The 25,696-nt window shown below is 60.3% G+C and carries 22 protein-coding genes and 1 pseudogene; 18 read left to right on the top strand and 5 right to left on the bottom strand.

Annotated elements, in window-relative coordinates:
* Nucleotides 1-2: 2 nt before the first annotated feature.
* The 7 genes from PSH57_RS09880 (at nt 3) to PSH57_RS09850 (ending at nt 7,482) form a co-directional block, all read left to right on the top strand.
* A complete protein-coding gene (locus PSH57_RS09880; RefSeq protein WP_305389235.1) occupies nt 3-647 on the top strand; it encodes a cysteine hydrolase family protein in 645 nt (214 codons plus the stop codon).
* Nucleotides 644-1,996: a glutamine synthetase family protein gene (locus tag PSH57_RS09875; protein WP_305389234.1), complete on the top strand. Its 1,353-nt coding sequence runs from the start codon at nt 644-646 to the stop codon at nt 1,994-1,996. The genes PSH57_RS09880 and PSH57_RS09875 overlap by 4 nt, the downstream gene beginning before the upstream one ends.
* Nucleotides 1,980-2,732: an N-formylglutamate amidohydrolase gene (locus PSH57_RS09870; RefSeq protein WP_305389233.1), complete on the top strand. Its 753-nt coding sequence runs from the start codon at nt 1,980-1,982 to the stop codon at nt 2,730-2,732. The genes PSH57_RS09875 and PSH57_RS09870 overlap by 17 nt, the downstream gene beginning before the upstream one ends.
* A gap of 75 nt (nt 2,733-2,807) precedes the next feature.
* Nucleotides 2,808-4,157, top strand: coding sequence for an APC family permease (locus tag PSH57_RS09865; RefSeq protein WP_305389232.1), 1,350 nt, complete (start codon nt 2,808-2,810; stop codon nt 4,155-4,157).
* Between the two features lie 110 nt (nt 4,158-4,267).
* The gene (locus tag PSH57_RS09860; protein WP_305389230.1) at nt 4,268-5,284 is read left to right on the top strand and encodes an arginine N-succinyltransferase; all 1,017 of its coding nucleotides are present in this window, start codon (nt 4,268-4,270) and stop codon (nt 5,282-5,284) included.
* Between the two features lie 61 nt (nt 5,285-5,345).
* Complete coding sequence (gene astA / locus PSH57_RS09855; protein ID WP_305389228.1) at nt 5,346-6,380, top strand: arginine N-succinyltransferase; 1,035 nt, start codon at nt 5,346-5,348, stop codon at nt 6,378-6,380.
* A 232-nt stretch (nt 6,381-6,612) separates the two neighbouring features.
* The gene (locus tag PSH57_RS09850; protein WP_256233001.1) at nt 6,613-7,482 is read left to right on the top strand and encodes an isocitrate lyase/PEP mutase family protein; all 870 of its coding nucleotides are present in this window, start codon (nt 6,613-6,615) and stop codon (nt 7,480-7,482) included.
* 139 nt (nt 7,483-7,621) lie between these two features.
* Here PSH57_RS09850 and PSH57_RS09845 read toward each other — a convergent pair whose 3' ends face one another.
* Nucleotides 7,622-8,851, bottom strand: coding sequence for an acyl-CoA dehydrogenase (locus PSH57_RS09845; RefSeq protein ID WP_047228463.1), 1,230 nt, complete (start codon nt 8,849-8,851; stop codon nt 7,622-7,624).
* Between the two features lie 178 nt (nt 8,852-9,029).
* Between PSH57_RS09845 and PSH57_RS09840 the strand changes: the two genes are divergently transcribed.
* The 3 genes and pseudogenes from PSH57_RS09840 (at nt 9,030) to PSH57_RS09830 (ending at nt 11,591) form a co-directional block, all read left to right on the top strand.
* Nucleotides 9,030-9,959 carry a LysR family transcriptional regulator gene (locus PSH57_RS09840; protein ID WP_047228464.1) on the top strand — a complete coding sequence of 310 codons (930 nt, stop codon included), beginning with the start codon at nt 9,030-9,032 and terminating at the stop codon, nt 9,957-9,959.
* 191 nt (nt 9,960-10,150) lie between these two features.
* Nucleotides 10,151-10,553, top strand: a pseudogene (locus tag PSH57_RS09835) (MerR family transcriptional regulator).
* A gap of 138 nt (nt 10,554-10,691) precedes the next feature.
* Entirely contained in the window at nt 10,692-11,591 is a 900-nt protein-coding gene (locus PSH57_RS09830) for a hydroxymethylglutaryl-CoA lyase (protein ID WP_305389226.1), read from the top strand.
* A gap of 654 nt (nt 11,592-12,245) precedes the next feature.
* Here the strand turns inward: PSH57_RS09830 and PSH57_RS09825 are convergent.
* Nucleotides 12,246-13,943 (bottom strand): AMP-binding protein, encoded by a 1,698-nt coding sequence (locus PSH57_RS09825; RefSeq protein WP_305416504.1) that lies wholly within the window; start codon nt 13,941-13,943, stop codon nt 12,246-12,248.
* Nucleotides 13,944-14,132: 189 nt separating this feature from the next.
* Here PSH57_RS09825 and PSH57_RS09820 point away from each other — a divergent pair, with 189 nt between their 5' ends.
* Genes PSH57_RS09820 through PSH57_RS09805 form a run of 4 tightly spaced genes read left to right on the top strand, consistent with a single transcriptional unit; the run spans nt 14,133 to nt 19,694 of the window.
* Nucleotides 14,133-15,296: an isovaleryl-CoA dehydrogenase gene (locus PSH57_RS09820; RefSeq protein WP_305389225.1), complete on the top strand. Its 1,164-nt coding sequence runs from the start codon at nt 14,133-14,135 to the stop codon at nt 15,294-15,296.
* A gap of 12 nt (nt 15,297-15,308) precedes the next feature.
* Complete coding sequence (locus PSH57_RS09815) at nt 15,309-16,916, top strand: carboxyl transferase domain-containing protein (protein ID WP_305389224.1); 1,608 nt, start codon at nt 15,309-15,311, stop codon at nt 16,914-16,916.
* Between the two features lie 13 nt (nt 16,917-16,929).
* Nucleotides 16,930-17,745, top strand: a complete 816-nt coding sequence (locus PSH57_RS09810) for a gamma-carboxygeranoyl-CoA hydratase (RefSeq protein WP_305389222.1) — start codon at nt 16,930-16,932, stop codon at nt 17,743-17,745.
* Entirely contained in the window at nt 17,745-19,694 is a 1,950-nt protein-coding gene (locus PSH57_RS09805) for an acetyl/propionyl/methylcrotonyl-CoA carboxylase subunit alpha (RefSeq protein ID WP_305389221.1), read from the top strand. The genes PSH57_RS09810 and PSH57_RS09805 overlap by 1 nt, the downstream gene beginning before the upstream one ends.
* A gap of 30 nt (nt 19,695-19,724) precedes the next feature.
* On the opposite strand, the gene PSH57_RS09800 is transcribed toward PSH57_RS09805, so the two are convergent.
* On the bottom strand, nt 19,725-20,372 hold the full coding sequence (locus PSH57_RS09800) for a LexA family protein (protein ID WP_305389220.1): 648 nt from the start codon (nt 20,370-20,372) through the stop codon (nt 19,725-19,727).
* 129 nt (nt 20,373-20,501) lie between these two features.
* Here PSH57_RS09800 and PSH57_RS09795 point away from each other — a divergent pair, with 129 nt between their 5' ends.
* Together PSH57_RS09795 and PSH57_RS09790 are read left to right on the top strand one after the other, a co-directional pair.
* The gene (locus PSH57_RS09795; protein ID WP_305389219.1) at nt 20,502-20,843 is read left to right on the top strand and encodes a DUF6124 family protein; all 342 of its coding nucleotides are present in this window, start codon (nt 20,502-20,504) and stop codon (nt 20,841-20,843) included.
* 490 nt (nt 20,844-21,333) lie between these two features.
* Nucleotides 21,334-22,485, top strand: coding sequence for a M14 family metallopeptidase (locus PSH57_RS09790; RefSeq protein ID WP_305389218.1), 1,152 nt, complete (start codon nt 21,334-21,336; stop codon nt 22,483-22,485).
* 82 nt (nt 22,486-22,567) lie between these two features.
* Here PSH57_RS09790 and PSH57_RS09785 read toward each other — a convergent pair whose 3' ends face one another.
* Both PSH57_RS09785 and PSH57_RS09780 read right to left on the bottom strand, forming a co-directional pair.
* On the bottom strand, nt 22,568-23,104 hold the full coding sequence (locus PSH57_RS09785; RefSeq protein ID WP_305389217.1) for a cytochrome b: 537 nt from the start codon (nt 23,102-23,104) through the stop codon (nt 22,568-22,570).
* Nucleotides 23,101-24,183 carry a catalase family peroxidase gene (locus tag PSH57_RS09780; RefSeq protein ID WP_305389215.1) on the bottom strand — a complete coding sequence of 361 codons (1,083 nt, stop codon included), beginning with the start codon at nt 24,181-24,183 and terminating at the stop codon, nt 23,101-23,103. Before PSH57_RS09780 ends, PSH57_RS09785 begins: the two co-directional genes overlap by 4 nt.
* A 163-nt stretch (nt 24,184-24,346) precedes the next feature.
* On the opposite strand from PSH57_RS09780, the gene PSH57_RS09775 reads away from it, so the two are divergent.
* Nucleotides 24,347-24,853: a sigma-70 family RNA polymerase sigma factor gene (locus PSH57_RS09775; protein WP_305416502.1), complete on the top strand. Its 507-nt coding sequence runs from the start codon at nt 24,347-24,349 to the stop codon at nt 24,851-24,853.
* Nucleotides 24,850-25,602, top strand: coding sequence for an anti-sigma factor family protein (locus PSH57_RS09770; RefSeq protein WP_305390341.1), 753 nt, complete (start codon nt 24,850-24,852; stop codon nt 25,600-25,602). Before PSH57_RS09775 ends, PSH57_RS09770 begins: the two co-directional genes overlap by 4 nt.
* The last annotated feature ends 94 nt before the right edge of the window (nt 25,603-25,696 follow it).

The following is a 25,696-nucleotide window of genomic DNA, read 5'->3' as shown; positions in this document are numbered from 1 at the left end:
GGATGTTCTCGCTCCCTCACCACTCCCCCCGGGATTTGCCGTTCACCTGCGACCATACCGCCTTGCTGCTGGTGGACATGCAGCGCGCCTGGCTCGAACCGCAATTTGATGCCCACCTGGCCACGCCCGAGGCCGAGTATTTCATCCGCCGTGCCCGCCAACAGGTAATCCCCAATCAGCAGCGCCTGCTCGATGCGGTGCGTGCGGCGCGGCAAAACGTGTTGCACACCCACATCCAGAGCCTGACCGCCGATGGTCGCGATCGCTCGCTGGACCACAAACTGTCGGACATGCACCTGCCCAAAGACAGCCCGCAAGCACAGATCATCGCCGAACTGGCACCGCGGGAAAACGAGATCGTGCTGCCCAAAACGTCTTCGGGGGTCTTCAACTCCACCAACATCGACTACGTGCTGCGCAACCTGCAGACCCGTCATCTGGTCATCGCCGGCATCGTCACCGACCAGTGCGTCGACATGGCCGTGCGTGACGCCGCCGACCGCGGCTATCTGGTCACGCTGGTGGAAGATGCCTGCGCCACTTACAGCGAACAACGTCATCTGGCCTGCCTGAACGCGATCAAAGGTTATTGCTGGATCACCGATACCGACACCGTACTCGGTCGTTTGCAGGAGATGCAGCCATGAGCCGTCTCGATGCCGCAACGCCCCTGGCCCCGCTGCCCGTGTCCACGCTGGTCTGCACCGACCTGATCGGCGTGACCCGCGGCCGCTCGTTCCCCAGTGATGAACTGCCCCACTACGTCGACGCCGGTTGTGGCTGGGTGCCGGCCAACAGTGCGCTGACGCCCCAGGACATCATCGCATCGGCCAACCCTTGGGGCGCTTATGGTGACCTGCGACTGATCCCGGACCTGTCCAGCCGGGTAACTGTCGACAATGGCCCGGATGCCCAGGCGCCCGCCCTGGATTTCATTCATTGCGATGTGCGGGAAACCGATGGTCGGCCCTGGGCCGCTTGCCCTCGCACATTGCTGCACGACGAAGTGCAACGTTATCGCGCCGAGCTGGGCTTGCAGGTGTTCGCCGCGTTCGAACATGAATTCAACCTCGATACCCCCCACCCCCAACCGGATCGCCTGGCCTTCAGCCTCCAGGCCCAGCGCCAGCAAGCCGGGTTCGCCGGATGGTTGCTCAGCGCATTGCGGGCAGGCGGCGTCGAACCGGAAATGTTCCTGCCGGAATACGGCAAGCATCAGTATGAAATCACCTGCCGCCCGACCCTGGGCGTGGCCGCCGCCGACCGTGCGGTGAACGTGCGGGAAATCACCCGGGAGATCGCCCGGCAAATGGGCCTGGATGTGAGTTTCGCCCCCAAAACGTCGGAACATGCCGTGTGCAACGGCGTGCATTTGCACATGAGCCTGCAGGACCTGGACGGCAACCCCGTGCTGCATGATGCTGGCGGCGTCAACGGCCTGTCGGGCCTGGGCCAGCACTGGGCCGCCGGGGTGCTGCACTACCTGCCCGCCCTGTGCGCGATCACCGCGCCGACGCCAGTGTCCTACGAACGCCTGCAACCGCATCACTGGAGCGCGTCCTACGCCTGCCTGGGACAACGTAACCGCGAAGCGGCGCTGCGCATCTGCCCGACGGTGAGCGTAAGCGGCAAACCGGTGGCGACCCAGTACAACCTGGAATTTCGCGCCATGGATGCCACCGCTTCGCCGCACCTGGCGATGGCGGCCCTGTTGATTGCCGGGCGACTGGGCATCGAGCAACGGCTGGCGCTCACGGCGGTCACCGATGAAATACCCGATGAATTGAACGAAGAGCAACGTCGTGCCCGTGGCATTATCGCCCTGCCGACGACCCTGGCCCAGGCGCTGGATTGCCTGCGCCACAGCGGGGCGCTGTTCGAAGCCCTGCCCGGCCCGCTGGTCGAAACCTATTTCGCCTTGAAGGCCCAGGAGCTGGCCTTGACCCAGGCGCTGTCACCTGCCGAGCTGTGTGAGCATTATGCGCGAATCTATTGAATGTGCTGAATCGGGCCTTTACACCGGGCCGGCCTATCGCTTGATCCGGGAAGACGCCGAACACCCGGTGATATTGGTCTGCGAACACGCCGACCGCTTCATCCCCGCTGCGTTGAACGATCTGGGCCTGGATGAGACGGCGGCCCAGGAGCACATTGCCTGGGATCTAGGCGCTCTGGCGCTGGCCGAGCAACTGTCCGAAACCCTTGGAGCGACCTTGTTGGCGGCTAACTATTCACGGCTGCTGATCGACCTGAACCGCCCGCTTCACGTACCCGACAGCATTCCGTCCCAGAGCGAGATCTACCAGATACCAGGCAACCAGTCCCTGGATGAGGCCACGCGTGAATATCGCCAGCAGTGCCTGTTCCATCCTTTCCATGATCGACTGCGAGCGTTGATCGACCAGCGCCTGGCCGACAACCGGACGGTGCGGGTGGTGGGCATCCACAGTTTTACGCCGGTTTTCTACGGCCAGCCGCGCGCCCTGGAAGCGGGCGTGCTGTTCGGCGAAGCCAAGGACTATGCCCAGCGCATCGTCGACGGCCTGAGCCGGCACTCGCTGCGGGTAGCCGGCAACCAGCCGTACAAAATCAACCCTTCGACCGATATGACGGTTCCGGTACATGGCGATGCACGCGGCCTGGACTCGGTGTTGATCGAAGTGCGCAACGACCTGCTACGCAGCCCGACAGCGGTGCAGGCCTGGAGTGCTTACCTGGCGCCATTGTTATAGGGGTAAGCGGCGGCACGCTTTTGAACGACACACAACAAGAGCAAATCCACACACAGCTGAGAAGGAGAACGGCTCATGAGTATCGAGGAATTTGGCTACAAACAGGAGTTGAAGCGCAGCCTGTCGCTGACGGACCTGGTGGTGTACGGGATGATCTTCATGATCCCCATCGCACCGTTCGGCGTGTATGGCTACGTAAACGCCGAGGCGCCAGGAATGGTGCCGTTGGCGTACATCATCGGCATGGTGGCGATGCTGTTCACGGCCCTGAGCTACGGCAGCATGGCCAGGGCTTTTCCGGTGGCTGGCTCCGTCTATTCCTACGCGCAACGGGGTCTTAACCCACACGTGGGCTTCATCGCCGGTTGGCTGATGCTGCTGGACTATCTGCTGATCCCGCCCCTGCTCTATGTCTACGCCGCCATGGCATTGAATCATTTGTACCCGGACATTCCCAAGGTCGGTTTCATTCTCGCATTCCTGGTGAGCGCGACCTTCGTCAACCTGCGGGGCATCACCTTCACCGCACGGATGAACATCATCTTCCTGCTGGCGCAACTGATGGTGCTGGCCATTTTTCTGTTCTACGCCTGGAATGCCTTGCAGGGTGGCGCCGGTAACGGCCAACTGACCCTGGCGCCGCTGTACAGCCCGGAGCGTTTTGATTTCGCGCTGTTGATGCAGGCCGTATCCATCGCTGTATTGTCGTTCCTGGGCTTCGATGCCATTTCCACCCTGGCCGAAGAAATCAAGAACGATCCGGGGCGCAGCGTGGGCAAGGCGGCGTTGATCACGCTGCTGGTGATGGGGGTGATTTTCGTCGTGCAGACCTGGATTGCCACCGACCTGGCGGCCGGCATGGGCTTCAAATCCGCCGATACCGCGTTTTATGAAATTGCCGAATTGGCTGCCGGCAGTTGGCTGGCCACTTTGACCGCTGTTGCCACGGCGCTGGCCTGGGGCGTGGCCGTGGCGATCACCTCGCAAGCAGCGGTGTCGCGCCTGTTGTTCGGCATGGCCCGGGACGGCAAGTTGCCCAAGGTGCTGGCCAAGGTCCATCCGAAACATAACACCCCGTACTTGAGTATCTATCTGGTTGCGGTGCTGTCGCTGTTGATCTGCTACCTGTTCATCGATGCCGTGGACACCCTGACTTCCCTGGTCAATTTCGGCGCCTTGAGCGGCTTCATGTTGTTGCATATCACCGTGATCAACCATCACTGGCGGCGCCAGCGGTCCGGCCAGGTGATTCGCCACCTGATCTGCCCTTTGATCGGCTTCGGTATCGTCGCGGCCATCATGTACAACATGGGCGTGGATGCGCAGAAGCTCGGTCTGATATGGATTGCCGCGGGCCTGGTCTATCTGGCGGTGCTCAATAAGTTCGGCAGCGATACCGCCCTGCCTGACCCCGCAGGACATTGAGGATCGGCAGTCGAAGGGTTCGACCAGCCGCCGTCACAATGCGTGGACATCGACAGTGATCGTCAAGCCCGGTGTAAGTCACCGGGCTCTTTGGAGAAGGAGTGCAATCCATGCTGGTCTTACGTCCAGTTCAATTAAGCGACCTGCCGCAATTGCAGCAACTGGCCCGTGACAGCCTGGTGGGCGTCACATCGCTTCCCGACGACACCGGGCGCCTGAGGGAGAAAATCCTCGATTCGTGTGCCTCGTTCGAGACCGATGTGCAAAGTCCGGGTGCAGAGAATTACTTCTTCGTCCTGGAGGACCTGGCATCCGGGCAACTAACCGGTTGCTCCGAGATTCTCGCCAGCACCGGCTGCAACGAGCCGTTCTACAGCCTGCGCCACCGACCGTTTACCAGCGAGTCCCGGGAACTGAACATCCAGCATGGCGTACCCGCGCTGTCGCTGTGCCAGGACCTCAATGGCCAGACGCTGCTGCGCGGTTTTCACATCGACGCCGGACGGGTATGCACGCCGGAATCGGAGCTGCTGTCCCGGGCCCGACTGATGTTCATCGCCGCTCATCCGCACCGTTTTGCCGAATCAGTGATCACTGAAATCGTCGGTTTCAGCAGCGATGACGGTCAGTCGCCGTTCTGGGACGCCGTCGGCCAGCATTTTTTCGACCTGCCCTACGCCGAAGCCGAACGCTTGTGCGGTCTGCAGAGCCGCACCTTTCTCGCCGAACTGATGCCGCAATACCCAATCTATGTGCCCATGCTGTCCCAGGCGGCTCAAGCCTGTATCGGCCGGGTGCATCCCGACGGCCAGGAAGCCTTCGACATCCTGGCGCGCGAGGGTTTCGAAACCAACAGCTACGTGGATATTTTCGACGGCGGGCCGACACTGCATGCCCGTCTGGCGAACATCCGCTCCATCACCCAAAGCCGTATAGCCACGGCCCGGCAATGCTCAAGCATTGACGTCGGGGGCCGTTTTTTGCTGAGCAACGACGGCCTGGGGAATTACCGGGCCATCGTGGCCGAGCTTGACGTCGGTGCCGAGGACACCGTGTCCCTGGCACCGCAAATGCTGGCAGCGCTGGGGATCACCGACGGCGAGCGGGCCCGGGTGGTTGCGCTATGAGCATGACTCGATTCCTTGCCTGGCATCAGCGCCCCGACTGGCACGATGCAGGAGCTGCATCATGATTGTTCGCCCGGTCGCTCTGACGGATCTGCCTGCCTTGCTGGACCTGGCCCACTGCGCGGGCCCAGGGTTCACCAGCCTGCCCGCCAACGAAGAACGCCTGGCCCATCGAGTGCGTTGGGCCCAGCGCACCTTTGCCGGACAAGTCGAACGCGCCGATGCCGATTACCTGTTCGTGCTCGAGGACGATGACCGACAAGTGGTCGGTATCAGCGCCCTGACCGGCGCGGTCGGGCTGCGTGAACCCTGGTACAACTATCGGGTCGGGGTCACCGTCAGCTCGGCGCCTGAACTGGGTATCCAGCGGCAGATACCCACGCTGTTCCTCAACAACGAAATGACCGGGCAATCGGAGATTTGCTCGTTGTTCCTGCACCCAGAACAACGCCGCGGCCATAACGGCCGCCTGCTGTCCCTGGCGCGCTTGCTGTTCGTGGCCGAGTTTTCCCAGCTGTTCGGCGAAAAGCTGATCGCCGAGTTGCGAGGGCACGCCGACGAGCACGGCTGCTCACCGTTCTGGGACAGTCTGGGCCGGCACTTCTTCCAGCAAGATTTCAGCTACGCCGATCAGTTGTCCGGCCTGGGCAATAAATCCTTCATCGCGGAACTGATGCCGCGCCAACCCCTGTACACCTGCCTGCTCACCGAACAGGCCCGGGCGGCCATCGGCAGGGCCCACCCCAATACCGAGCCGGCCATGAAAATCCTCGGCGCCGAGGGCTTTACCCATAAAGGCTACATCGACATTTTCGATGGCGGCCCGGTGATCGAAGCGCCCGTTGCGAAAATCCGGACCGTACGCGACAGCCAGTCACTGACCCTGGCCATTGGCACGCCGGACGAACAGGCACCGCTCTGGCTGATCCACAACCGACGGCTGGAAAGCTGTCGCGTCACCAGTGCCCGGGCACACCAGCACGGCCACAGCCTGCTGGTGGACCGTCTCACCGCCAAACGCCTGCAGGTGCAACCGGGTGACACAGTGCGCGCCGTCGCGTTGTTTAAACAGGGCCGGCAGGCGGTGGCGGCGTAGGCCTCGTTCGAGCACAAATACTCACCCACTGACACGCGCTAACCACCGACCATTTGCCGGCACCTTGGTCAGGTCAATTATCGCCTACAACGTGTCGAGTTTCTCTTCAATACGACGCAAACATCGCCCATGCACATTCGTCATCATCTTTGAGCCTTGCGCGTGATAGCCTTTGGTTCTTTCGGCGTTGACACTTTTGCTCAAGCCTTTCCATTCCAATGGTGGAACTCATATGCCCAGGCTTTCCCATCAAGACTTGCGTCGCAACTTTCGCCAACTGCTGGCTAGCGATACCTGCTACCACACCGCCTCGGTGTTTGACCCGATGTCAGCGCGCATCGCCGCCGACCTGGGCTTTGAAGTAGGGATACTGGGAGGCTCGGTCGCGTCGTTGCAAGTATTGGGGGCACCGGACTTTGCCCTCATTACACTCAGCGAATTCGCCGAGCAGGCCACCCGCATTGGCCGCGTAGCCCAACTGCCGGTGATTGCCGACGCCGATCACGGCTATGGCAACGCCCTGAACGTGATGCGCACCATCATCGAACTCGAGCGCGCCGGCGTGGCGGCCCTGACCATCGAAGACACGCTGCTGCCGGCCCAGTTTGGCCGTAAATCCACCGACCTGATCGGCGTGGCCGAAGGCGTCGGCAAGATTCGCGCAGCGCTGGAAGCCCGGGTCGACCCGGAAATGGCGATCATTGCCCGCACCAACGCCGGGATCTTGCCGGTCCAGGAAATCATCAGTCGGACCCAGCAATATGAACGTGCCGGTGCCGACGGGATTTGCATGGTGGGTGTACAGGACTTCGACCACCTGGCGCAGATCAGCGAAAACCTGAGCGTGCCGTTGATGCTCGTCACCTATGGCAATCCGTTGCTGCGTGACGACAAACGCCTGGCAGAGCTCGGCGTGCGCGTCACCATTGATGGTCACGGTGCCTACTTCGCCGCGATCAAGGCCACCTATGACAGCCTTCGCGAACAGCGGCAGATCTTCACCCAAGCGTCGGATCTGAGCGCCACCGAGCTGACCCACACTTACACCCAGCCCGAGGACTACATCCGTTGGGCCGAGGAGTACATGAGCGTCAAGGAGTAAGCGAGCTCGCCCCACAGGATGAACCTGTGGGAGCAAAGCTTGTTCGCGATGACGGCGGCGCCTTCTACATTGATGCAAGCTGACACACCGCTATCGCGAGCAAGCTTTGCTCCTACAAAGGCTCCTGGTGGATGACCTCTCAGCGCCCGCTGCGCAACATCTCCTTGGGCACGTACTTGCCGATTTCGAACTTGCCGATGGCGGCGCGGTGCACTTCATCCGGGCCGTCGGCCAGGCGCAGGGTGCGTTGCATGGCGTACATGTAGGCCAGCGGGAAATCGTTGGAAACCCCCGCGCCGCCGTGAATCTGGATTGCCCGGTCGATGACCTTCAGCGCCACGTTCGGCGCAACGACCTTGATCTGGGCGATCTCACTCTTGGCGACCTTATTACCGACGGTGTCCATCATGTACGCCGCTTTCAAGGTCAGCAGGCGCGCCATGTCGATTTCCATCCGTGAATCGGCGATCTTGTCGACGTTACCGCCCAGGCGCGCCAACGGCTGGCCGAAGGCGGTGCGGCTGACGGCACGTTTGCACATCAACTCCAATGCACGCTCGGCCATGCCGATGGAACGCATGCAGTGGTGGATCCGGCCCGGGCCGAGGCGACCCTGGGCAATTTCAAAGCCGCGCCCTTCGCCCAGCAAGACGTTTTCGTACGGCACCCGCACATTGTCGAACAGCACCTCGGCGTGACCGTGGGGGGCGTCGTCGTAGCCGAACACCGGCAGCGGACGGACGATTTTTACCCCAGGCGTGTCCACCGGCACCAAAATCATCGAGTGCTGGGCATGACGCGGCGCGTCGGGATTGCTCAAGCCCATGAAGATCAGAATCTTGCAGCGCGGATCACAGGCCCCTGAGGTCCACCACTTCTTGCCGTTGATCACCCACTCGTCGCCATCGCGCTCGGCGCGGGCGGCCATGTTGGTGGCGTCCGAAGAAGCAACATCCGGCTCGGTCATGGCGAAGGCCGAGCGGATCTCGCCGCGCAGCAGCGGTTCCAGCCAGCGTTGTTTTTGTTCTTCATTGGCGTAGCGCACCAGCACTTCCATGTTGCCCGTGTCCGGCGCCGAGCAATTGAACGGCTCCGGCCCCAGCAAGGAACGGCCCATGATCTCTGCCAACGGCGCGTATTCGAGGTTGGTCAGGCCAGCGCCCAACTCGGACTCGGGCAGGAACAGATTCCACAGCCCCTCGGCTTTGGCCTTGGCCTTGAGCTCTTCCATGATGGCGGTGGGCTGCCAGCGGTCGCCTTCGGCCACTTGCCGTTCGAACACTGCTTCAGCCGGGTATACGTAGGCGTCCATGAACGCGGTAACACGCTCACGCAGTTCCTGAACCTTGGGGGAATACGCAAAATCCATGAGAAGCACCTTCTTGGCAGAGGTTGTTTTTAGGTCATGAAATCGATGCTAGTTCAGCTACGAAAATTTACCTAACCTATTCTCAGCGTGTATTAACATTCATCACCGATATATGGTTCACTGATTTGCATCGCCACCCGGCACCTCACAACAAGCCTAAGAACAAGAGTGCAGCGCCATGAATCTGAGCAAGGTCGACCTCAACCTTTTCATCGTCTTTGATGCGATCTACACCGAAGCCAACCTGACCCGCGCCGGGCAGATTGTCGGCATCACTCAGCCGGCGGTGTCCAATGCGCTGGCGCGTTTGCGCGAAACCTTCAATGACCCGCTGTTCGTGCGCACCGCCCAGGGCATGGTGCCCACGCCCATGGCCCAGAACATCATTGGCCCGGTGCGCAATGCCTTATCGCTGCTGCGGGTGTCGGTGCAGGAAAGCCGGATTTTCAATCCGCTGCAGGCGGTAAAGACCTACCGCATCAGCATGACCGACCTCACCGAAGGCGTGATCCTGCCGCTGCTGTTCCAGCGCCTGCGACGCCTGGCGCCGACCGTGGCGATCGAAAGTTTCCTGTCCAAGCGCCGCGAAACCACCAAGGAACTGGCCGCCGGACGCCTCGACTTCGCCGTCGACGCACCACTCAATACCGACCCGCAAGTGCGCCACGTCAAGCTGATGGAAGACCGTTATGTATGCGCCATGCGCAAGGGGCACCCACTGGCGGGCAAGGAAAAAATCAGCCTCGATGATTACCTGGCCCAGACTCATGTGCATATTTCCAGCCGCCGCAACGGCCTGGGTTATGTCGACCTGGCGCTAGGCAAGATGGGCATCCAACGCAAGATCGCCCTGCGCTCCCAGCATTACTTGATGGCGTCCCAGGTGTTGCAACAGACCGACATGGTCATGACCGTGCCCGAGCGCTTTGCCCGTCGTCACGATTTGCATGCCTTCGTATTGCCGGTCAACGATGTACCTCCCGTGGAAACCCATCTCTACTGGCATGAAAGCACCGACCAGGACCCGGCCAACCGCTGGATGCGCGAACAGATGATTGAGCTGTGCCAGCAGGTGACGGCTCATGAGAAGAAGCTCGACAAGGTTTAGGAAATCCCTTGTGGGAGCGAGCCTGCTCGCGATAGCGCTGGGGTCAGTCAGCATTGTTGCTGACAGATATATCGCTATCGCGAGCAGGCTCGCTCCCACAGGTGGTGTGTCTGCATTGAGACCTCATTGCTTGACGCGAACGTCAAGCTGCCATTAGCTTAGCGCCAGCCCCTTTCGTTTCGAGCGCTTCCATGAGCAGCCAGACTTACAGCATCTCCGACCTCGCCCGCGAACTGGATATCACCACCCGGGCCATCCGTTTCTATGAAGAGCAAGGCCTGCTGAGCCCGGAGCGACGTGGCCAGGAACGCATTTATTCGCCTCGGGACAAAGTCAGCCCTGAAGCTGATCCTGCGGGGCAAGCGCATCGGTTTTTCCTTGGCCGAGTGCCGTGAACTGATCGAACTCTACGACCCCACCAGCGGCAATCAGAAACAGTTGCACAGCATGCTGGCGAAGATCACCGAGCGTCGGGAGCAACTTGAACAGCAACTGCTGGACATCGAACAGATGAAGCTGGAACTCGACACCGCCGAAGAACGCTGCATCCAGGCCCTGGAGCAGACGATCAAAGGCCAGGAAATCTTGCAGTAACGACACAATTTCATTGTGGGAGCGGGCTTGCTCGCGAAGGGGCCCGGACAGTCAGTATCAATGTCGACTGATACACCGCCTTCGCGAGCAAGCCCGCTCCCACACTGGATCGGCGCACTCAACTACAGGTCAATCCCCATGTCCCTTCCCTCCTTTGTACGCCTGATTGAAGTCGGCCCTCGCGACGGCCTGCAGAATGAAGCACAACCCATCAGTGTCGCCGACAAGGTGCGCCTGGTGGATGCCCTGAGCGCCGCCGGCCTGGGTTACATCGAAGTCGGCAGTTTTGTCTCACCCAAGTGGGTGCCACAAATGGCCGGCTCCGCCGAGGTGTTCGCGCAGATTCAGCGCAAGCCCGGCGTCACCTATGCCGCCCTGGCGCCGAATCTGCGGGGTTTTGAAGACGCGCTGGCGGCCGGCGTAAAAGAGGTCGCCGTGTTCGCCGCCGCGTCCGAAGCATTCTCCCAGCGCAACATCAACTGCTCCATCAAGGAAAGCCTTGAGCGCTTCGTGCCGATCATGGAGGCCGCCCGGCAGAACGGTGTCAGCGTGCGCGGTTACGTCTCCTGCGTGCTGGGCTGCCCGTACGAAGGTGCGGTCAAGCCCGAACAAGTGGCGTGGGTCGCCCGCGAACTGTACGCAATGGGCTGCTACGAGGTGTCCTTGGGGGACACTATCGGCACCGGTACCGCTGGCGCCACACGCAAAATGTTCGAGGTGGTTTCGGCTGAAGTGCCCAGGGAAAAACTCGCCGGGCACTTCCACGACACCTACGGCCAAGCGATGGCCAACGTCTACGCCAGTCTGCTGGAAGGCATCGCCGTGTTTGACAGTTCTATCGCAGGCCTGGGCGGTTGTCCGTATGCCAAGGGCGCCAGCGGTAACGTCGCCACCGAAGACGTGTTGTACCTGCTCAATGGCCTGGGTATTGAAACCGGCGTCGACCTGGACGCACTGGTTGCTGCCGGCCGGCAGATCTGTGACGTGCTGGGTCGCCCTACCGGTTCGCGGGTAGCCAAGGCGCGCGCCGCACATTGAGGTGTTACCGCTCCAGGGTGTAACAGCTACGAAACGAGTAACACGGAAACAATTTGTCGGGTTTGGACTGTCGGCTATCTCACACAAAAAAGATAACCAATTGATTTATAAGTATTTTTAAAAGTTGGCACGACCCCTGCTATATCATTGGCATAACAAAAATAAAAAATGCGACACACCCAATAAAAACAAGACGAAACGACTCTGACATAACAAAAACAACACGGCAGAGGCGCAGCTAACAGATTTTTTTGGAGAAGATGGCTTTTCAGGGTGCTTTCAGGAGCAACCCGCAACCGGGCAGAGAACAATAAAACTACCTTCAGGTAGCCCCCGAATCGGTTGGATCGCGAAGCGAAAAAGCAGATCAGCGCTCAAAAAAATACGTTTGCTCTTGATCCCGGATGGGGATCACCAAAACAGCGGTAAAGGGTCACGGCTACTAAAAACAACAATAGGCCGCCCCTCAATAATAAAAAAAGAGCACGTGACGACAAAATTAAAGGGGAGCTTCGGCTCCCCTTTGTGCTGTCTGGCATTTGGGTTTTTCAGTCATTTTCGGGTTGATCGAACCGACGCGGTGCGGCAGCGGCGGCTGAAGCCGTGACCGACACACCGCATCGCGAGCAGGCTCGCTCCCACAAGGGCTTGTGTTCAGCTTTCTTTATTACGCAGTTCTTCAATGCTGATTTCGCGCATGCGGAACTTCTGGATCTTGCCGGTCACGGTCATCGGGAACTCCTCGACGAACTTGAAATGACGCGGTGTCTTGAAGTGGGCAATGCGCTCTTTGCACCAGGCGATCAACGCTTGCTCGGTGGCACTGTGGTCGGGGTGGAACTTGATCCAGGCGACGATTTCTTCACCGTAACGCGAGCACGGGATGCCGATCACTTGCACATCAGCGACAGCGGGGTGCGTGAAGAAAAACTCTTCCAGCTCACGCGGATAAATGTTCTCACCGCCACGGATGATCATGTCCTTGTTGCGCCCGACGATGCAGACATAACCCTGCTCGTCCATGGTCGCCAGGTCGCCGGTGTGCATCCAACCGTCCCGATCGATGGCGTCGGCAGTGCCGTTGGGGTTGTTCCAGTAACCGAGCATCACGCTGTAGCCACGGGTACACAACTCGCCGATGGTGCCACGGGGAACGATATTGCCGGCCGCGTCGACAATCTTGCTTTCCAGCTGCGGCTGGGTGCGGCCAACGGTGGTCACGCGCAGTTCCAGTTCGTCTGAAGGACCGGTCTGCAACGACACCGGGCTGGTTTCCGTCATGCCGTAGGCAATCTGCACTTCGGCCATGTGCATCTCGCTGATGACCCGGCGCATCACCTCAATGGGGCAAGTGGCCCCGGCCATGATCCCGGTGCGCAGGCTGGACAAAGCAAAATCGCCCCGTTGCGGCTGGTCGAGCATGGCGATGAACATGGTGGGCACGCCATACAGCGCCGTGGCTTTTTCTTCGGCCACGGTCCGCAGGGTCAGCAACGGATCGAAGGCATCGTTGGGGTAGATCATGGTGCTGCCGTGGGTCATGCAGCCCAGGTTGCCCATGACCATGCCAAAGCAATGGTAGAGCGGCACGGGGATCACCAGCCGGTCGCTGGCCGTCAGACCCAGGCTTTCACCGACCATGTAACCGTTGTTGAGGATGTTGTGATGGCTGAGGGTCGCGCCCTTGGGGAAGCCGGTGGTGCCGGAGGTGTACTGGATATTCACGGGTTGATCATGGTGTAGGCTGGTCTGGCGCTCGACCAGTTGCTCAGGCAAAACCGCAGCGCCAAGGGCTGCCAGTTGCGGCCAGGGCAAAAAGCCTGAGGGTGGTTGAGCATCCAGACTGATCACACCTCGTAGATCCGGCAGACGCTCGCTGCGCAACTGACCGATCGATTGCTCCGCCAGCTCAGGCGCGAGCGCTTGCAACATAGCGTGATAATCCGAGGTTTTGAACGCTGCGGCGCAGACCAGCCATTGGCACCCTGACTGCTTGAGCACGTATTCGAGTTCGGAACTGCGATACGCCGGGTTGATGTTGACCAGAATGACACCGATCTTCGCGCTGGCGAACTGGCTGATGCACCACTGAGCACAGTTGGGGGCCCACACACCAAGACGGTCGCCGGCTTTCAAGCCCAACGCCAACAGGGCTCGGGCATGCAAGTCGACGGCTTCGGCCAGTTGCCGCCAGGTATAACGCAGCGATTGATGGCGAACCACCAACGCCTCGCCATCGGGATACCGGGCCACAGTCTGGTCGAAGGCCTGGCCGATGGTGTGCGCCAGTAGGGCCTTGGCCTGGGAGCCGCGGGTGTAGCTGAGCTGCGATTGCGAACCGGGTTGATCCATGATGCCCCCTCTTGTCTTTATTAGTGGGTGTATCGGTGAACCTGCTGACTCAAACGCACTTACTGTGGCTCAAGTTAACGTTAACGTAAAGGGTGATTGACAGGCATTCGCCACAGGCTTACGTTAACGTAAAGGTGAGAGCCAATACTGCCCCTCTCCACACCCGACAAAAAAGCCAAAAGGTGCCCCATGAGCTACCCATCCCTGAACTTTGCCCTCGGCGAAACCATCGACATGCTTCGTGATCAGGTTCAGTCCTTCGTCAAAGCTGAGCTGGCGCCACGGGCGGCACAAATAGACATCGACAACCTGTTCCCCGCCGACATGTGGCGCAAATTCGGCGACATGGGCCTGCTGGGCATTACCGTACCGGAAGAATATGGCGGTGCCGGTCTTGGCTATCTGGCCCACGTGGTGACAATGGAAGAAATCAGCCGCGGCTCGGCCTCGGTCGCCCTCTCCTACGGCGCCCATTCCAACCTCTGCGTCAACCAGATCAACCGCAATGGCAATCACGAACAGAAAACCAAGTACCTGCCCAAGCTGATCAGCGGCGAGCACATCGGTGCCCTGGCCATGAGCGAACCCAACGCCGGCTCCGACGTAGTGTCGATGAAGCTGCGGGCCGACAAGCGCGGCGACCACTACGTGCTCAACGGCAGCAAGACCTGGATCACCAATGGCCCCGACGCCAACACTTACGTGATCTACGCCAAGACCGATCTGGAAAAAGGCCCCCACGGCATCACCGCCTTCATCGTCGAGCGCGACTGGAAAGGCTTCAGCCGCAGCAACAAATTCGACAAGCTCGGCATGCGCGGCTCCAACACCTGCGAGTTGTTTTTCGATGACGTCGAAGTCCCGGAAGAAAACATCCTCGGCGTGCTCAACGGCGGTGTGAAAGTGTTGATGAGCGGCCTTGATTACGAGCGCGTCGTGCTGTCGGGCGGCCCCACCGGGATCATGCAGGCCTGCATGGACCTGATCGTGCCGTACATCCACGACCGCAAGCAGTTCGGCCAGAGCATCGGCGAATTCCAGTTGATCCAGGGCAAAGTCGCGGACATGTACACCCAACTCAACGCCAGCCGCGCCTACCTCTATGCAGTGGCCCAAGCCTGCGAGCGCGGCGAAACCACGCGCAAGGACGCCGCCGGGGTGATTCTCTACAGCGCCGAACGCGCCACGCAGATGGCCCTCGACGCGATCCAGATTCTGGGTGGTAACGGCTACATCAATGAATTCCCGGCCGGCCGCCTGCTGCGTGACGCCAAGCTGTACGAAATCGGTGCTGGTACCAGTGAGATTCGTCGGATGTTGATCGGTCGTGAACTGTTCAACGAAACCCGCTAAACGGAGCTGACCATGGCCACGCTGCATACCCAGCTCAATCCGCGCTCAGCAGAATTTATCGCCAACCGCGAGGCGATGCTCAAACAGGTCGACGCTTTGCACACCCTGCTCGCTCAGGTCCAACAAGGTGGCGGTCCCAAGGCGCAGGAGCGCCACACCTCGCGGGGCAAACTGCTGCCCCGTGAGCGCATCAATCGCTTGCTCGATCCAGGTTCGCCGTTTCTTGAGATCAGCCAACTGGCGGCTTATGGGGTGTATGGCGAAGACGTTCCGGCCGCTGGCGTGATTGCCGGGATCGGCCGAGTGGAAGGCGTCGAGTGCATGATTGTCGCCAACGACGCGACGGTTAAAGGCGGTTCCTACTATCCGCTGACGGTGAAGAAACACCTGCGCGCCCAAACCATCGCCCAGCAGAATCGACTGCCGTGTATTTATCTGGTGGATTCGGGCGGCGCCAACCTGCCGCGCCAGGACGAAGTGTTTCCCGACCGTGAGCACTTCGGGCGGATCTTCTTCAATCAGGCGAACATGAGCGCCATGGGCATTCCACAAATTGCCGTGGTCATGGGTTCCTGCACCGCCGGTGGCGCCTACGTGCCGGCGATGGCCGACGAAGCGATCATGGTCCGCCAGCAAGCCACGATCTTCCTCGCCGGCCCTCCGCTGGTGAAAGCTGCCACTGGAGAGGTGGTCAGTGCTGAAGACCTGGGCGGTGCCGATGTGCATTGCAAGATTTCTGGCGTCGCCGACCACTACGCCGACAACGATGAACACGCCCTGGCCATTGCCCGCCGCAGCGTCGCCAACCTCAACTGGCGCAAGCTCGGCGAAGTGCAGCAACGTGCGCCCATTGCCCCGCTGTATTTAAGCGACGAGCTGTACGGTGTGGTTTCGGCGGACGCCAAGCAGCCGTTTGACGTACGTGAAGTGATTGCGCGGCTGGTGGACGGTTCGCTGTTCGACGAGTTCAAGGCGCTGTTCGGAACGACGCTGGTATGCGGTTTTGCCCATTTGCACGGCTACCCGATTGCGATTCTCGCCAACAACGGCATTCTGTTTGCAGAAGCGGCGCAGAAAGGTGCGCACTTTATCGAGCTGGCCTGTCAGCGCGGCATCCCGCTGCTGTTCCTGCAGAACATTACGGGTTTCATGGTCGGGCAGAAATACGAAGCCGGCGGCATCGCCAAGCACGGCGCGAAGCTGGTGACGGCGGTGGCCTGCGCCAAGGTGCCGAAATTCACCGTGATCATCGGCGGTAGCTTTGGTGCCGGCAACTATGGCATGTGCGGCCGCGCCTACGACCCACGGTTCCTGTGGATGTGGCCGAATGCGCGGATTGGCGTGATGGGTGCCGAACAGGCCGCCGGCGTACTGGTGCAGGTCAAGCGTGAACAGGCCGAACGTAGCGGCCATCCGTTCAGCGCCGCTCAGGAAGCTGAAATCAAACAACCGATTCTCGATCAGTACGAAGAGCAGGGTCACCCCTACTATTCCAGCGCGAGGCTGTGGGACGACGGCGTCATCGACCCGGCCCAGACCCGCGATGTACTGGGCCTGGCCTTGTCCGCGTCGTTGAACGCGCCCATCGAACCGAGCCGCTTCGGCGTGTTCCGGATGTAAACGGGGAATGCACATGGATAACTTCAATACCCTCGAACTGCTCAGCGACCCCCGCGGTTTTGCGACCTTGTGGCTCAGCCGTGAGCAGAAAAACAACGCGTTCAACGCCGAAATGATCCGCGAACTGATCCTTGCCCTGGACCATGTCAGCAGTGATCCGAACCTGCGCTTCTTGCTGATCCGTGGTCGCGGTAAACACTTCAGCGCCGGTGCAGACTTGGCCTGGATGCAGCAGTCAGCCGAACTCGATTACCACACCAACCTCGACGACGCCCGGGAACTGGCGGAGCTGATGTACAACCTCGCCAAGTTGAAAATTCCTACCGTGGCGGTGGTGCAAGGCGCGGCGTTTGGCGGCGCGCTGGGGCTGATCAGCGCCTGCGACATGGCCATTGGCGCCGATCAGGCGCAGTTCTGTCTGTCGGAAGTACGCATTGGCCTGGCGCCGGCGGTGATCAGCCCGTTCGTGGTGCAAGCCATCGGAGAACGGGCCGCGCGGCGTTACGCCCTGACCGCTGAACGCTTCGACGGGCAACGGGCGAAAGAAATCGGTTTGCTGTCGGAGAGTTACCCGGCCGAAACACTGGACCAGCAGGTCGAACAATGGGTCGACAACCTGTTGCTCAACAGTCCGGCGGCCATGCGTGCCAGCAAGGAACTGTTGCGCGAAGTCGGCAACGGCGCCCTCACACCGGCCTTGCGGCGCTACACCGAAAATGCCATCGCCCGCATCCGCGTCAGTCCGCAAGGCCAGGAAGGTCTACGAGCGTTCCTGCAAAAGCGCTCGCCCAACTGGCAAGCCGAGTCGAACAACAAGGAGCCGCGTTGATGAGCGCCCCCATCCTCACCACGTTGCTGGTGGCCAACCGTGGTGAAATTGCTTGTCGCGTGATGCGCACCGCCAAGGCCATGGGGCTGACCACGGTTGCCGTGCACAGCGCCACCGACCGCGATGCCCGTCACAGCCGTGAAGCCGATATCCGCGTTGATCTGGGCGGTAGCAAGGCCGCTGACAGCTATTTGCAAATCGACAAACTGATCGACTCTGCCAAGACCAGCGGCGCCCAGGCTATCCATCCCGGTTATGGGTTTCTTTCGGAAAATGCCGAGTTCGCCCGGGCCATCGAAAACGCCGGTTTGATCTTCCTCGGCCCGCCCGCCTCGGCCATCGATGCCATGGGCAGCAAGTCCGCCGCCAAAGCCCTGATGGAAACCGCCGGCGTGCCTCTGGTGCCCGGTTATCACGGTCAAGCCCAGGACCTGGATACCTTCCGCGACGCCTGCGAACGCATCGGCTATCCGGTACTGCTCAAGGCCACTGCCGGTGGTGGCGGCAAAGGCATGAAAGTGGTCGAGGACGTCAGCCAACTGGCCGAAGCCCTGGCTTCGGCCCAGCGTGAAGCGCAATCGTCGTTCGGCGACTCGCGGATGCTGGTGGAAAAGTACCTGCTCAAGCCACGGCACGTGGAAATTCAGATTTTTGCCGATCAACACGGCAACTGCCTGTACCTCAATGAGCGTGATTGCTCGATCCAGCGTCGGCATCAGAAAGTGGTGGAAGAAGCCCCCGCCCCCGGCCTGACCCCGCAACTGCGTCGTGCCATGGGCGAAGCCGCCGTGCGCTCGGCTCAAGCCATCGGTTATGTCGGTGCCGGTACCGTGGAGTTTTTGCTGGATGCACGCGGTGAGTTCTTCTTCATGGAGATGAACACGCGCCTGCAGGTCGAACACCCGGTCACTGAAGCCATTACCGGTCTCGATCTGGTGGCATGGCAGATTCGCGTGGCACGTGGCGAGCGGCTGCCCATGACGCAGGAGCAAGTGCCACTGCTCGGCCACGCTATCGAGGTGCGCCTGTATGCCGAAGACCCGGCCAACGACTTCCTGCCGGCTACCGGGCGCCTGGCGTTGTATCGCGAGTCGAGTGCGGCACCGGGTCGTCGAGTCGACAGCGGCGTGGAGGAAGGTGACGAGATTTCACCGTTCTACGACCCGATGCTCGGCAAGCTGATTGCCTGGGGCGAAGACCGTGAACAGGCGCGGTTGCGGCTTTTGAGCATGCTCGACGAGTTTGCCATCGGCGGGCTGAAAACCAACATCGGTTTTCTACGACGTATCGTGGCCCACCCCGCCTTCGCGGCGGCGGAGCTGGATACCGGATTTATCCCACGTTACCAGGCGCAACTATTGCCAGAGACTGGCGAATTGGATGACGACTTCTGGCTCGCGGCGGCCCATGGCTTCGCTTTGAGTCTGACACCGCACGTACGACCCGACGATGCCAACTCACCCTGGGCCCATACCGCCGGACTGCGTCTGGGGCTGCCAAGACAGATCACTGTGCACCTTGGCTGTGAGGGTCAGGATCGAGCGTTGACCCTGGACGTCGCGGCCGGTCGTACGGAACTCCTGGGTGAACAACTGGTGATTGAGCACAATGGCCAGCGGCGCAGGCATCGCGCCATTCGACAGGGAGACAGCCTTTATCTGCAATGGGAAGGTGACCTGCACCGCGTCGACATGTACGACCCGCTGGCCGCCGCCGAGGCCAGCCACAGCCATCAAGGCGGCCTGACCGCCCCCATGAACGGCAGTATCGTTCGGGTGCTGGTGAGCGCCGGCCAAACGGTGGAAGCCGGGGCGCAACTGGTGGTTCTGGAGGCGATGAAAATGGAGCACAGCATTCGCGCGCCCCAAGCCGGCGTGATCAAGGCTCTGTATTGCCAGGAAGGCGAAATGGTCAGCGAGGGCTGCGCGTTGGTGGAGTTCGAAGAATAAGTATCGGCCCGCTCCCCCGGGCCGATCCAGTCAGAACCTGATGGTGGCCTGCACGACCACACCGATGACGCGGCATTGCGCGGTGTACAGGGTTTTCGGGTAGGTGGGATTGAGCGGGACCAGGTATCGCTGCCCGCTCTCTTCAATCAACTTGCGAAAGGTGGCGTCACTGCTGTCAGGTAATTGGGCAACCACCAGTTTGCCAGGCACCGCTTCAATGGCCGGGTCAACCAGGATCGACATCCCCTCGGGAATGCTCAACCCGCTGGGTGAGGTCATCGCATCCCCCATCACCACCAGCCAGAATGCGTCCCCCTGAGCGTGATAGTCCGTCAGCTCATAGCGCGCCTGACTGTAGGACGCCAGATCGCCTTCACGGATCTCGCCTACCTCGCTCCAATCGCTTACCGGGTAGCGGAAGTACGGATTGTACTTCTGCGCCAGGGCCATGCCTTCCTCGGTGGAGGTGTCCGGCTCGCGGATCACCATCGCCACTTCAAGAAACTCCAGCCCCAGCTCCCGCAGGACCCGGTTCATGTCGTCGACACTGGGTTGCCGGCGCTTGGTCAGCCAATGGCCGACGCCGCCCTGGGACATTCCCAAACGTTCTGCAAGCACCACTTGCGTGATGTGCAGCTCCTTCATCTTGGCCTTGACCAACTCTATCCATTTATCCATGTGCGGCACGATACTTGGCTGGCTCCGACCATCAAAACACAAAATGTAGTATTTAAATTATCGTCACAATTACGATAGGTACTATTCTGGATTCAGGATTTCAGCCCCTACACGGAGAATCTAGACCCCATGGACAGACCCAACAACGATGAGACCACCCACCCTTTCGACAGTACCTTCACCTCGCTACAGGACTGCCCGGCAGCCCAACGCGCCCTGGACTATTACTTGAAACCGGGTATTTCAGAAGCGTCTACAGAACATCGCTTCTTCGACGTAAACCGCAACATCAGTGCGGAAGAGGCCCTGGTCCATGCTTGCGACCTGCTGCGCTGTGCGGCCGCCACCGCCCAGGAATCCGCCGGCCGACTACAAGGGTCCAACCGCGACCTGGCGTTTTCAGTGGTGCATATGATTGATCTGGTCAAGGTGATGCTTGACCGGTCACTGGATGGCTACCCTACTCGCTAGGCGTATCACGTGGGAATGGTGCCGCGAATGCGGGACCAGGAAAATATTTTCCAATAGGCGGGATAAAAACATTTGACTTGCAAATGATAATGATTATTATTGCATCAGCTGGTCACGAGATCAGTCGATAGTCCAGAAGACCTTAGGTCGGACTTCTGGAATATCTCCTCATCAGGCTAATCACGGTTTTTGACCCGGCTTTTTGCCGGGTCTTTTTTTGCCGATTTTTCGGCTTATGGCTTCAGGCTAATGAAGTCTTTGGGGGTCGCTCATTCGTGGCGGCGATGATAGCAAATGAACATTCCTTTACAAGCGCTCCACACCCTACCGTCGAAAACTATCGACAGGCAGCACTTGAGAATCAATCGCGGACTCACTAAGCTCCTCTAGCGTCCAGGGAGGACGCCCCCTCTTTTCTGTCACGCAAATCGTCCCGACACCCTCCTCCTTGCGTGTAAAGTAAACGGTCATAAAATCCATCACAGGAATCGTGACCGTGGCTAAATCTTCCTTTGATATCAGCGCCAATTTCGACAGCGGCAACATCGAGATCGTCGACATCAGCAATCCTTTGCAATCGCTGCTGAAGATCAGACCCGACACCCGTAGCGCCCACTTCCAGTGGTTTCACTTCAAGGCCAGTGGCTTGCACGTCGGCCAGGAATATTCTTTTCGCCTGCTCAATGTCAGTCAATCGTCCTATAACAAGGCATGGACGGGTTACCAGACAGTCGCCTCTTATGATCACGTCAACTGGTTCCGTATTCCCACACAGTTCGAAGGCGACGCCCTGCGCTTTCACCTGGAAGCCGAACAGTCTCACGCCTGGTTTGCCTATTTCGAACCCTACAGCCGTGGCCGCCACGACTGGTTGATCGAGCAGGCACTGCACAAGGCCGGGACCGAACTGCTGGCCGTCGGCAAAAGCGTGGAAGGCCGCGACATTCAACTACTGCGCAAGGGCAGCGGTGCCGAAGGTCGACGCAAGGTCTGGATCATCGCCCAGCAACATCCCGGTGAGCACATGGCCGAGTGGTTCATGGAAGGCGTGATCGAACGCCTGCAGCACCTGGACGACACGCAACTGAATCGACTGCTTGCCAAGGCCGATCTGTATCTGGTGCCTAACATGAACCCGGACGGTGCTTTCCATGGCCATCTGCGTACCAACGCCATGGGGCAGGATCTCAACCGCGCGTGGCAGAACGCCAGTCCGGAAATCAGTCCTGAGGTATTTTTCGTGCAGCAGCAAATGGAAAAGTACGGCGTAGATTTTTTCCTGGACGTTCATGGTGACGAGGAAATCCCTCACGTATTCACCGCCGGTTGCGAAGGCAACCCAGGCTACACGCCACGCATTGCCGAACTCGAAGAGCGCTTTCGCAGCGATCTCAAGCACCAGACCAAAGACTTTCAGACCACTTACGGCTACACCCGCGACGAACCAGGCCAGGCCAACATGACCCTGGCCTGTAACGCGGTCGGCCAGAAATACGACTGCCTGTCCCTGACCCTGGAGATGCCGTTCAAGGACCACGACGACCACCCGGACCCTCGCACCGGCTGGTCCGGCAAGCGATCGATGCAACTGGGCAAGGATGTGTTGAGCACCATTGAGACCATGGTTGACGAATTGCGTTAATCCAACGACCTGATCAACCCCTGTCCAAGGTGGACACCCTGGGGGGGCAGCAATGTGGGAGCAAAGCTTGCTCCCACAATCATCAACCCTTGCCACGCAGCATGCTGTCCAACACCTCGTCCCGACGCACCCAACCATGAAACAGCGCCGCCGCCAGATGCACCAGCACGGTCAGGAACAATAGATAAGCCAGGTAGCCATGGGCCTTGCGCAACAGTGCGAAGGTCTGGGCATCCGCCGGTACGATGGAAGGCAATTGCAGGGAGCTGCTGAGCATCACCGGGTCTCCCGCCGCTGAAATCATGCCCCAACCCAACAACGGCAGAATCAACATCAAGGCATACAACAGAGCATGGGACGCCTTGGCTGCCAACGCCTGCCAGCCCGGCAGATCGGCTGGCAACGGCGGCTGGTGTGTCGTAAAGCGCACCAGCAGGCGCACGATCACCAGCAGCAGAATCGCGATGCCCAAGGGTTTGTGCAATTGAAGCAGCCATTCATGGCGCTCGGACACCGAGGCCACCATGCCCGCGCCGATAAAGAGCATGGCAATGACCATCAATGCCATCAACCAGTGCAGCAGTCGAGCCAGCGGTGCGAAGTGTCGAGGGGCGCTCATGGGCGGGACTCCTGGTTGGCGGGCAATTGACTGACTTCGCTGGTGCGCCGCAAGTACGAACTGGCATACGCGGCAGAGCGCGCCGCCAAAAGCGGGTCTTCTGAACCTTCGATGCCACTGGGCAGAATCAGCGGGTCATAGTTGATATCGCGGCATTCGCCGTCGTCCTGCGCCTGGGCGCGCTCCAGCACCAGCGTACCGGCGTTGAGCACCGTTCGATCTTCAGGCCAGGCTTTGCTGGCGTCGTTCACCGGATCGCCCGGATTGGCCAAAGTGATATTCAGCTGCCAGCGCAACGGCCCCGCAGCCAGGCGTTTCACCAGATCCTGTTCCAGAAAGTCAGCGCCCTGGGGTGGCGTCACGTCCGTGCCATCCGAGGCCACCGGCACCATGCCCCACCGCACCGCCTGGCGTTGTCCCGCAGGATTGACCAGATAGAACGCATTGATGCCGTTGTAGGTTTCGGTGGCATAGCTGGCCGATGGCTTGGCAGTCTTGATCCATTGCAGGAACGGTTTGGCTTCCGGGTGCGCGGCAAAAAAGGCGGGTACGGCCGCAGGGTTGGGTTTGCCCGTGGCCGGATCCGGCGATTGGGCCTGTTGCAACTGATAGAACGCTTCGGGTGTGCCCACCGGAAACACCGGCATGCTGTTCATCCCGGTGCGCCACTGCTGGCCGTTGGCCTGGGTGAAGCGCAGCGCCAGACTGCGGATCGGCACGCTGTTATCCGGCGCGTAGGGGTTGCCGCTGGGCAAGGCAAACCGCCCGACTACCGGCGTGCGCGCCTCCATGAAAACCTGCGCACTGGAATAGGGGCGAGCCTCACCGCTGCTTTGGAAATAACCCGCAACGCAAACCCCTTTGGAGTGATTGCGACGAAAGCCGGGGTGCACGCCGTTGTTCTTTTCCAGCACGTTGACCAGCGCATTCGGCGTCAGGCGTTGTGGGTCGAGGGTTCCATTGACGTAGGCAAAGGTCCCGGCCAACGCGGCGACAATCACAGCGATGCCCGTCAAGCGCAGCGCCAGGCTGGCGGCACCCAACGGCGGCCGGCTCGGTTCAGAGGAAGGGTCAACCATGACGAAGCTCCAAGGCCCAAGGCCATTTGTACAAAGGACCCGTCAGACGAAAGCCTGAAGGTTTTATTCCCACGCCTCGTATTTATTTTTTCCAGGCTGGAATAATCTCGTTCGCGAGTCGTCTTTCCACTCCCGGCGCAGTGACCGCCAAAGAAGCACAGCCATGAACGAACTCGACGAACAGTTGCGCATGCTCATCCCCCGACTACGGCGTTTTGCCGTGTCGTTGACACGCAACCCCAGCAACGCTGACGACCTGGTGCAAGCGTGCCTGGAGCGGGCATTGTCAAAATGGAACGACAAGCGTGCCGACGGTGACCTTCGGGCCTGGCTGTTCTCAATTCTTTATCGACAGTTTCTAGATAGCCATCGTCGTTCCCGGCGCTATGCACGCATGCTGGAATTTTTCACCGGTCGCGACGATGCTCACCCTTCAGCCGAGCGCAGCGTGATCGCCCAATCGTCCCTCGAGGCTTTCGATCAACTGACGACCGAACAACGCGCGCTGTTGCTGTGGGTCTCGGTGGAAGGCTTGAGCTACCAGCAAGTGGCCGACATCCTCCACGTGCCGACCGGCACCGTAATGTCACGCATATCCCGCGCCCGCCAAGCCCTGCGCCAACTCAGCGACGGCGAAATCACCCGCCCTGCCCTGCGGATACTCAAATGATCAGCATGCCCCCCAGCGACAACGACCTGCACGCCTTCGTCGATCGTCAACTGAGCGAAGCCGACCAGCGTCTGATGGAAAACTACCTGGCTAATCACCCGGAAGTCGCCGCCCGGGTCCGAGCCTGGCAACAGGACGCACAACACTTGCGCGCAAACTTGAGCGCAAGCCTGCAGCACCCGCCTAATCCGGACCTCGACCCGACAGTGATCCGCCAACGTCTGAAACATCGGTCCCATCGCCATCTGGCCAGCGCGGCAGTGTTGCTGCTGGCCATCAGTGTCGGCGGTTTGAGCGGCTGGAAGGCCCGGGAGATGACGCTTGCCAGCACTATGCTGCCCATGACCGACGCCTTGCAGGCGTATCGACTGTTTGCCCAGCAAGGCATCCTGCCGGCCGATTTCCAAGGCGGCGACGAGAGCAACATGCAAGGCTGGCTCGACCGTTATTTCACCCGGGCCAACCGCCTGCCAGACCTGTCGGGGGCAGGTTTCAAGCCGGTCAGCGGACGGTTGCTGAGCACCGAGCAAGGGGCGGCGGCGATGGTGGTTTATCAGGATCCGAGCGGCCAGAAGATCAGCTTCTACGTGCGACCACCAGGCCCGAAAAATTTCCTGCTGCCCCGTGGCAGCCGTCGCGACGGCGAGCTGCAAGCCGAGTATTGGTCGGGGGCCGGGTACAACTATGCGATGGTGGTGCCCAGCGATATGCCCGCGGCGCAGATGCTCAAGCAGACACAGAACTTCTGATCACCGCAGATCCCCTGTGGGAGCAACTGTCTTGGATGATTTATTTAGCCATCGTTCCAGGGACAGCAAGCCTCCCACAGCTCCAGGCCATGCA

This window comes from Pseudomonas hefeiensis (genome assembly GCF_030687835.1).
GTDB classification, from domain to species: Bacteria; Pseudomonadota; Gammaproteobacteria; order Pseudomonadales; family Pseudomonadaceae; genus Aquipseudomonas; species Aquipseudomonas hefeiensis.
This window is presented reverse-complemented; position numbering and strand designations above follow the sequence as displayed.

Excerpts from the sequence above, each read along its gene's own strand:
- PSH57_RS09880 (WP_305389235.1), top strand. The coding sequence starts at position 3 with ATGTTCTCGCTCCCTCACCACTCCCCCCGGGATTTGCCGTTCACCTGC.
- PSH57_RS09875 (WP_305389234.1), top strand. The coding sequence starts at position 644 with ATGAGCCGTCTCGATGCCGCAACGCCCCTGGCCCCGCTGCCCGTGTCC.
- PSH57_RS09870 (WP_305389233.1), top strand. The coding sequence starts at position 1,980 with ATGCGCGAATCTATTGAATGTGCTGAATCGGGCCTTTACACCGGGCCG.
- PSH57_RS09865 (WP_305389232.1), top strand. The coding sequence starts at position 2,808 with ATGAGTATCGAGGAATTTGGCTACAAACAGGAGTTGAAGCGCAGCCTG.
- PSH57_RS09860 (WP_305389230.1), top strand. The coding sequence starts at position 4,268 with ATGCTGGTCTTACGTCCAGTTCAATTAAGCGACCTGCCGCAATTGCAG.
- astA (WP_305389228.1), top strand. The coding sequence starts at position 5,346 with ATGATTGTTCGCCCGGTCGCTCTGACGGATCTGCCTGCCTTGCTGGAC.
- PSH57_RS09850 (WP_256233001.1), top strand. The coding sequence starts at position 6,613 with ATGCCCAGGCTTTCCCATCAAGACTTGCGTCGCAACTTTCGCCAACTG.
- PSH57_RS09845 (WP_047228463.1), bottom strand. The coding sequence starts at position 8,851 with ATGGATTTTGCGTATTCCCCCAAGGTTCAGGAACTGCGTGAGCGTGTT.
- PSH57_RS09840 (WP_047228464.1), top strand. The coding sequence starts at position 9,030 with ATGAATCTGAGCAAGGTCGACCTCAACCTTTTCATCGTCTTTGATGCG.
- PSH57_RS09830 (WP_305389226.1), top strand. The coding sequence starts at position 10,692 with ATGTCCCTTCCCTCCTTTGTACGCCTGATTGAAGTCGGCCCTCGCGAC.
- PSH57_RS09825 (WP_305416504.1), bottom strand. The coding sequence starts at position 13,943 with ATGGATCAACCCGGTTCGCAATCGCAGCTCAGCTACACCCGCGGCTCC.
- PSH57_RS09820 (WP_305389225.1), top strand. The coding sequence starts at position 14,133 with ATGAGCTACCCATCCCTGAACTTTGCCCTCGGCGAAACCATCGACATG.
- PSH57_RS09815 (WP_305389224.1), top strand. The coding sequence starts at position 15,309 with ATGGCCACGCTGCATACCCAGCTCAATCCGCGCTCAGCAGAATTTATC.
- PSH57_RS09810 (WP_305389222.1), top strand. The coding sequence starts at position 16,930 with ATGGATAACTTCAATACCCTCGAACTGCTCAGCGACCCCCGCGGTTTT.
- PSH57_RS09805 (WP_305389221.1), top strand. The coding sequence starts at position 17,745 with ATGAGCGCCCCCATCCTCACCACGTTGCTGGTGGCCAACCGTGGTGAA.
- PSH57_RS09800 (WP_305389220.1), bottom strand. The coding sequence starts at position 20,372 with ATGGATAAATGGATAGAGTTGGTCAAGGCCAAGATGAAGGAGCTGCAC.
- PSH57_RS09795 (WP_305389219.1), top strand. The coding sequence starts at position 20,502 with ATGGACAGACCCAACAACGATGAGACCACCCACCCTTTCGACAGTACC.
- PSH57_RS09785 (WP_305389217.1), bottom strand. The coding sequence starts at position 23,104 with ATGAGCGCCCCTCGACACTTCGCACCGCTGGCTCGACTGCTGCACTGG.
- PSH57_RS09780 (WP_305389215.1), bottom strand. The coding sequence starts at position 24,183 with ATGGTTGACCCTTCCTCTGAACCGAGCCGGCCGCCGTTGGGTGCCGCC.
- PSH57_RS09775 (WP_305416502.1), top strand. The coding sequence starts at position 24,347 with ATGAACGAACTCGACGAACAGTTGCGCATGCTCATCCCCCGACTACGG.
- PSH57_RS09770 (WP_305390341.1), top strand. The coding sequence starts at position 24,850 with ATGATCAGCATGCCCCCCAGCGACAACGACCTGCACGCCTTCGTCGAT.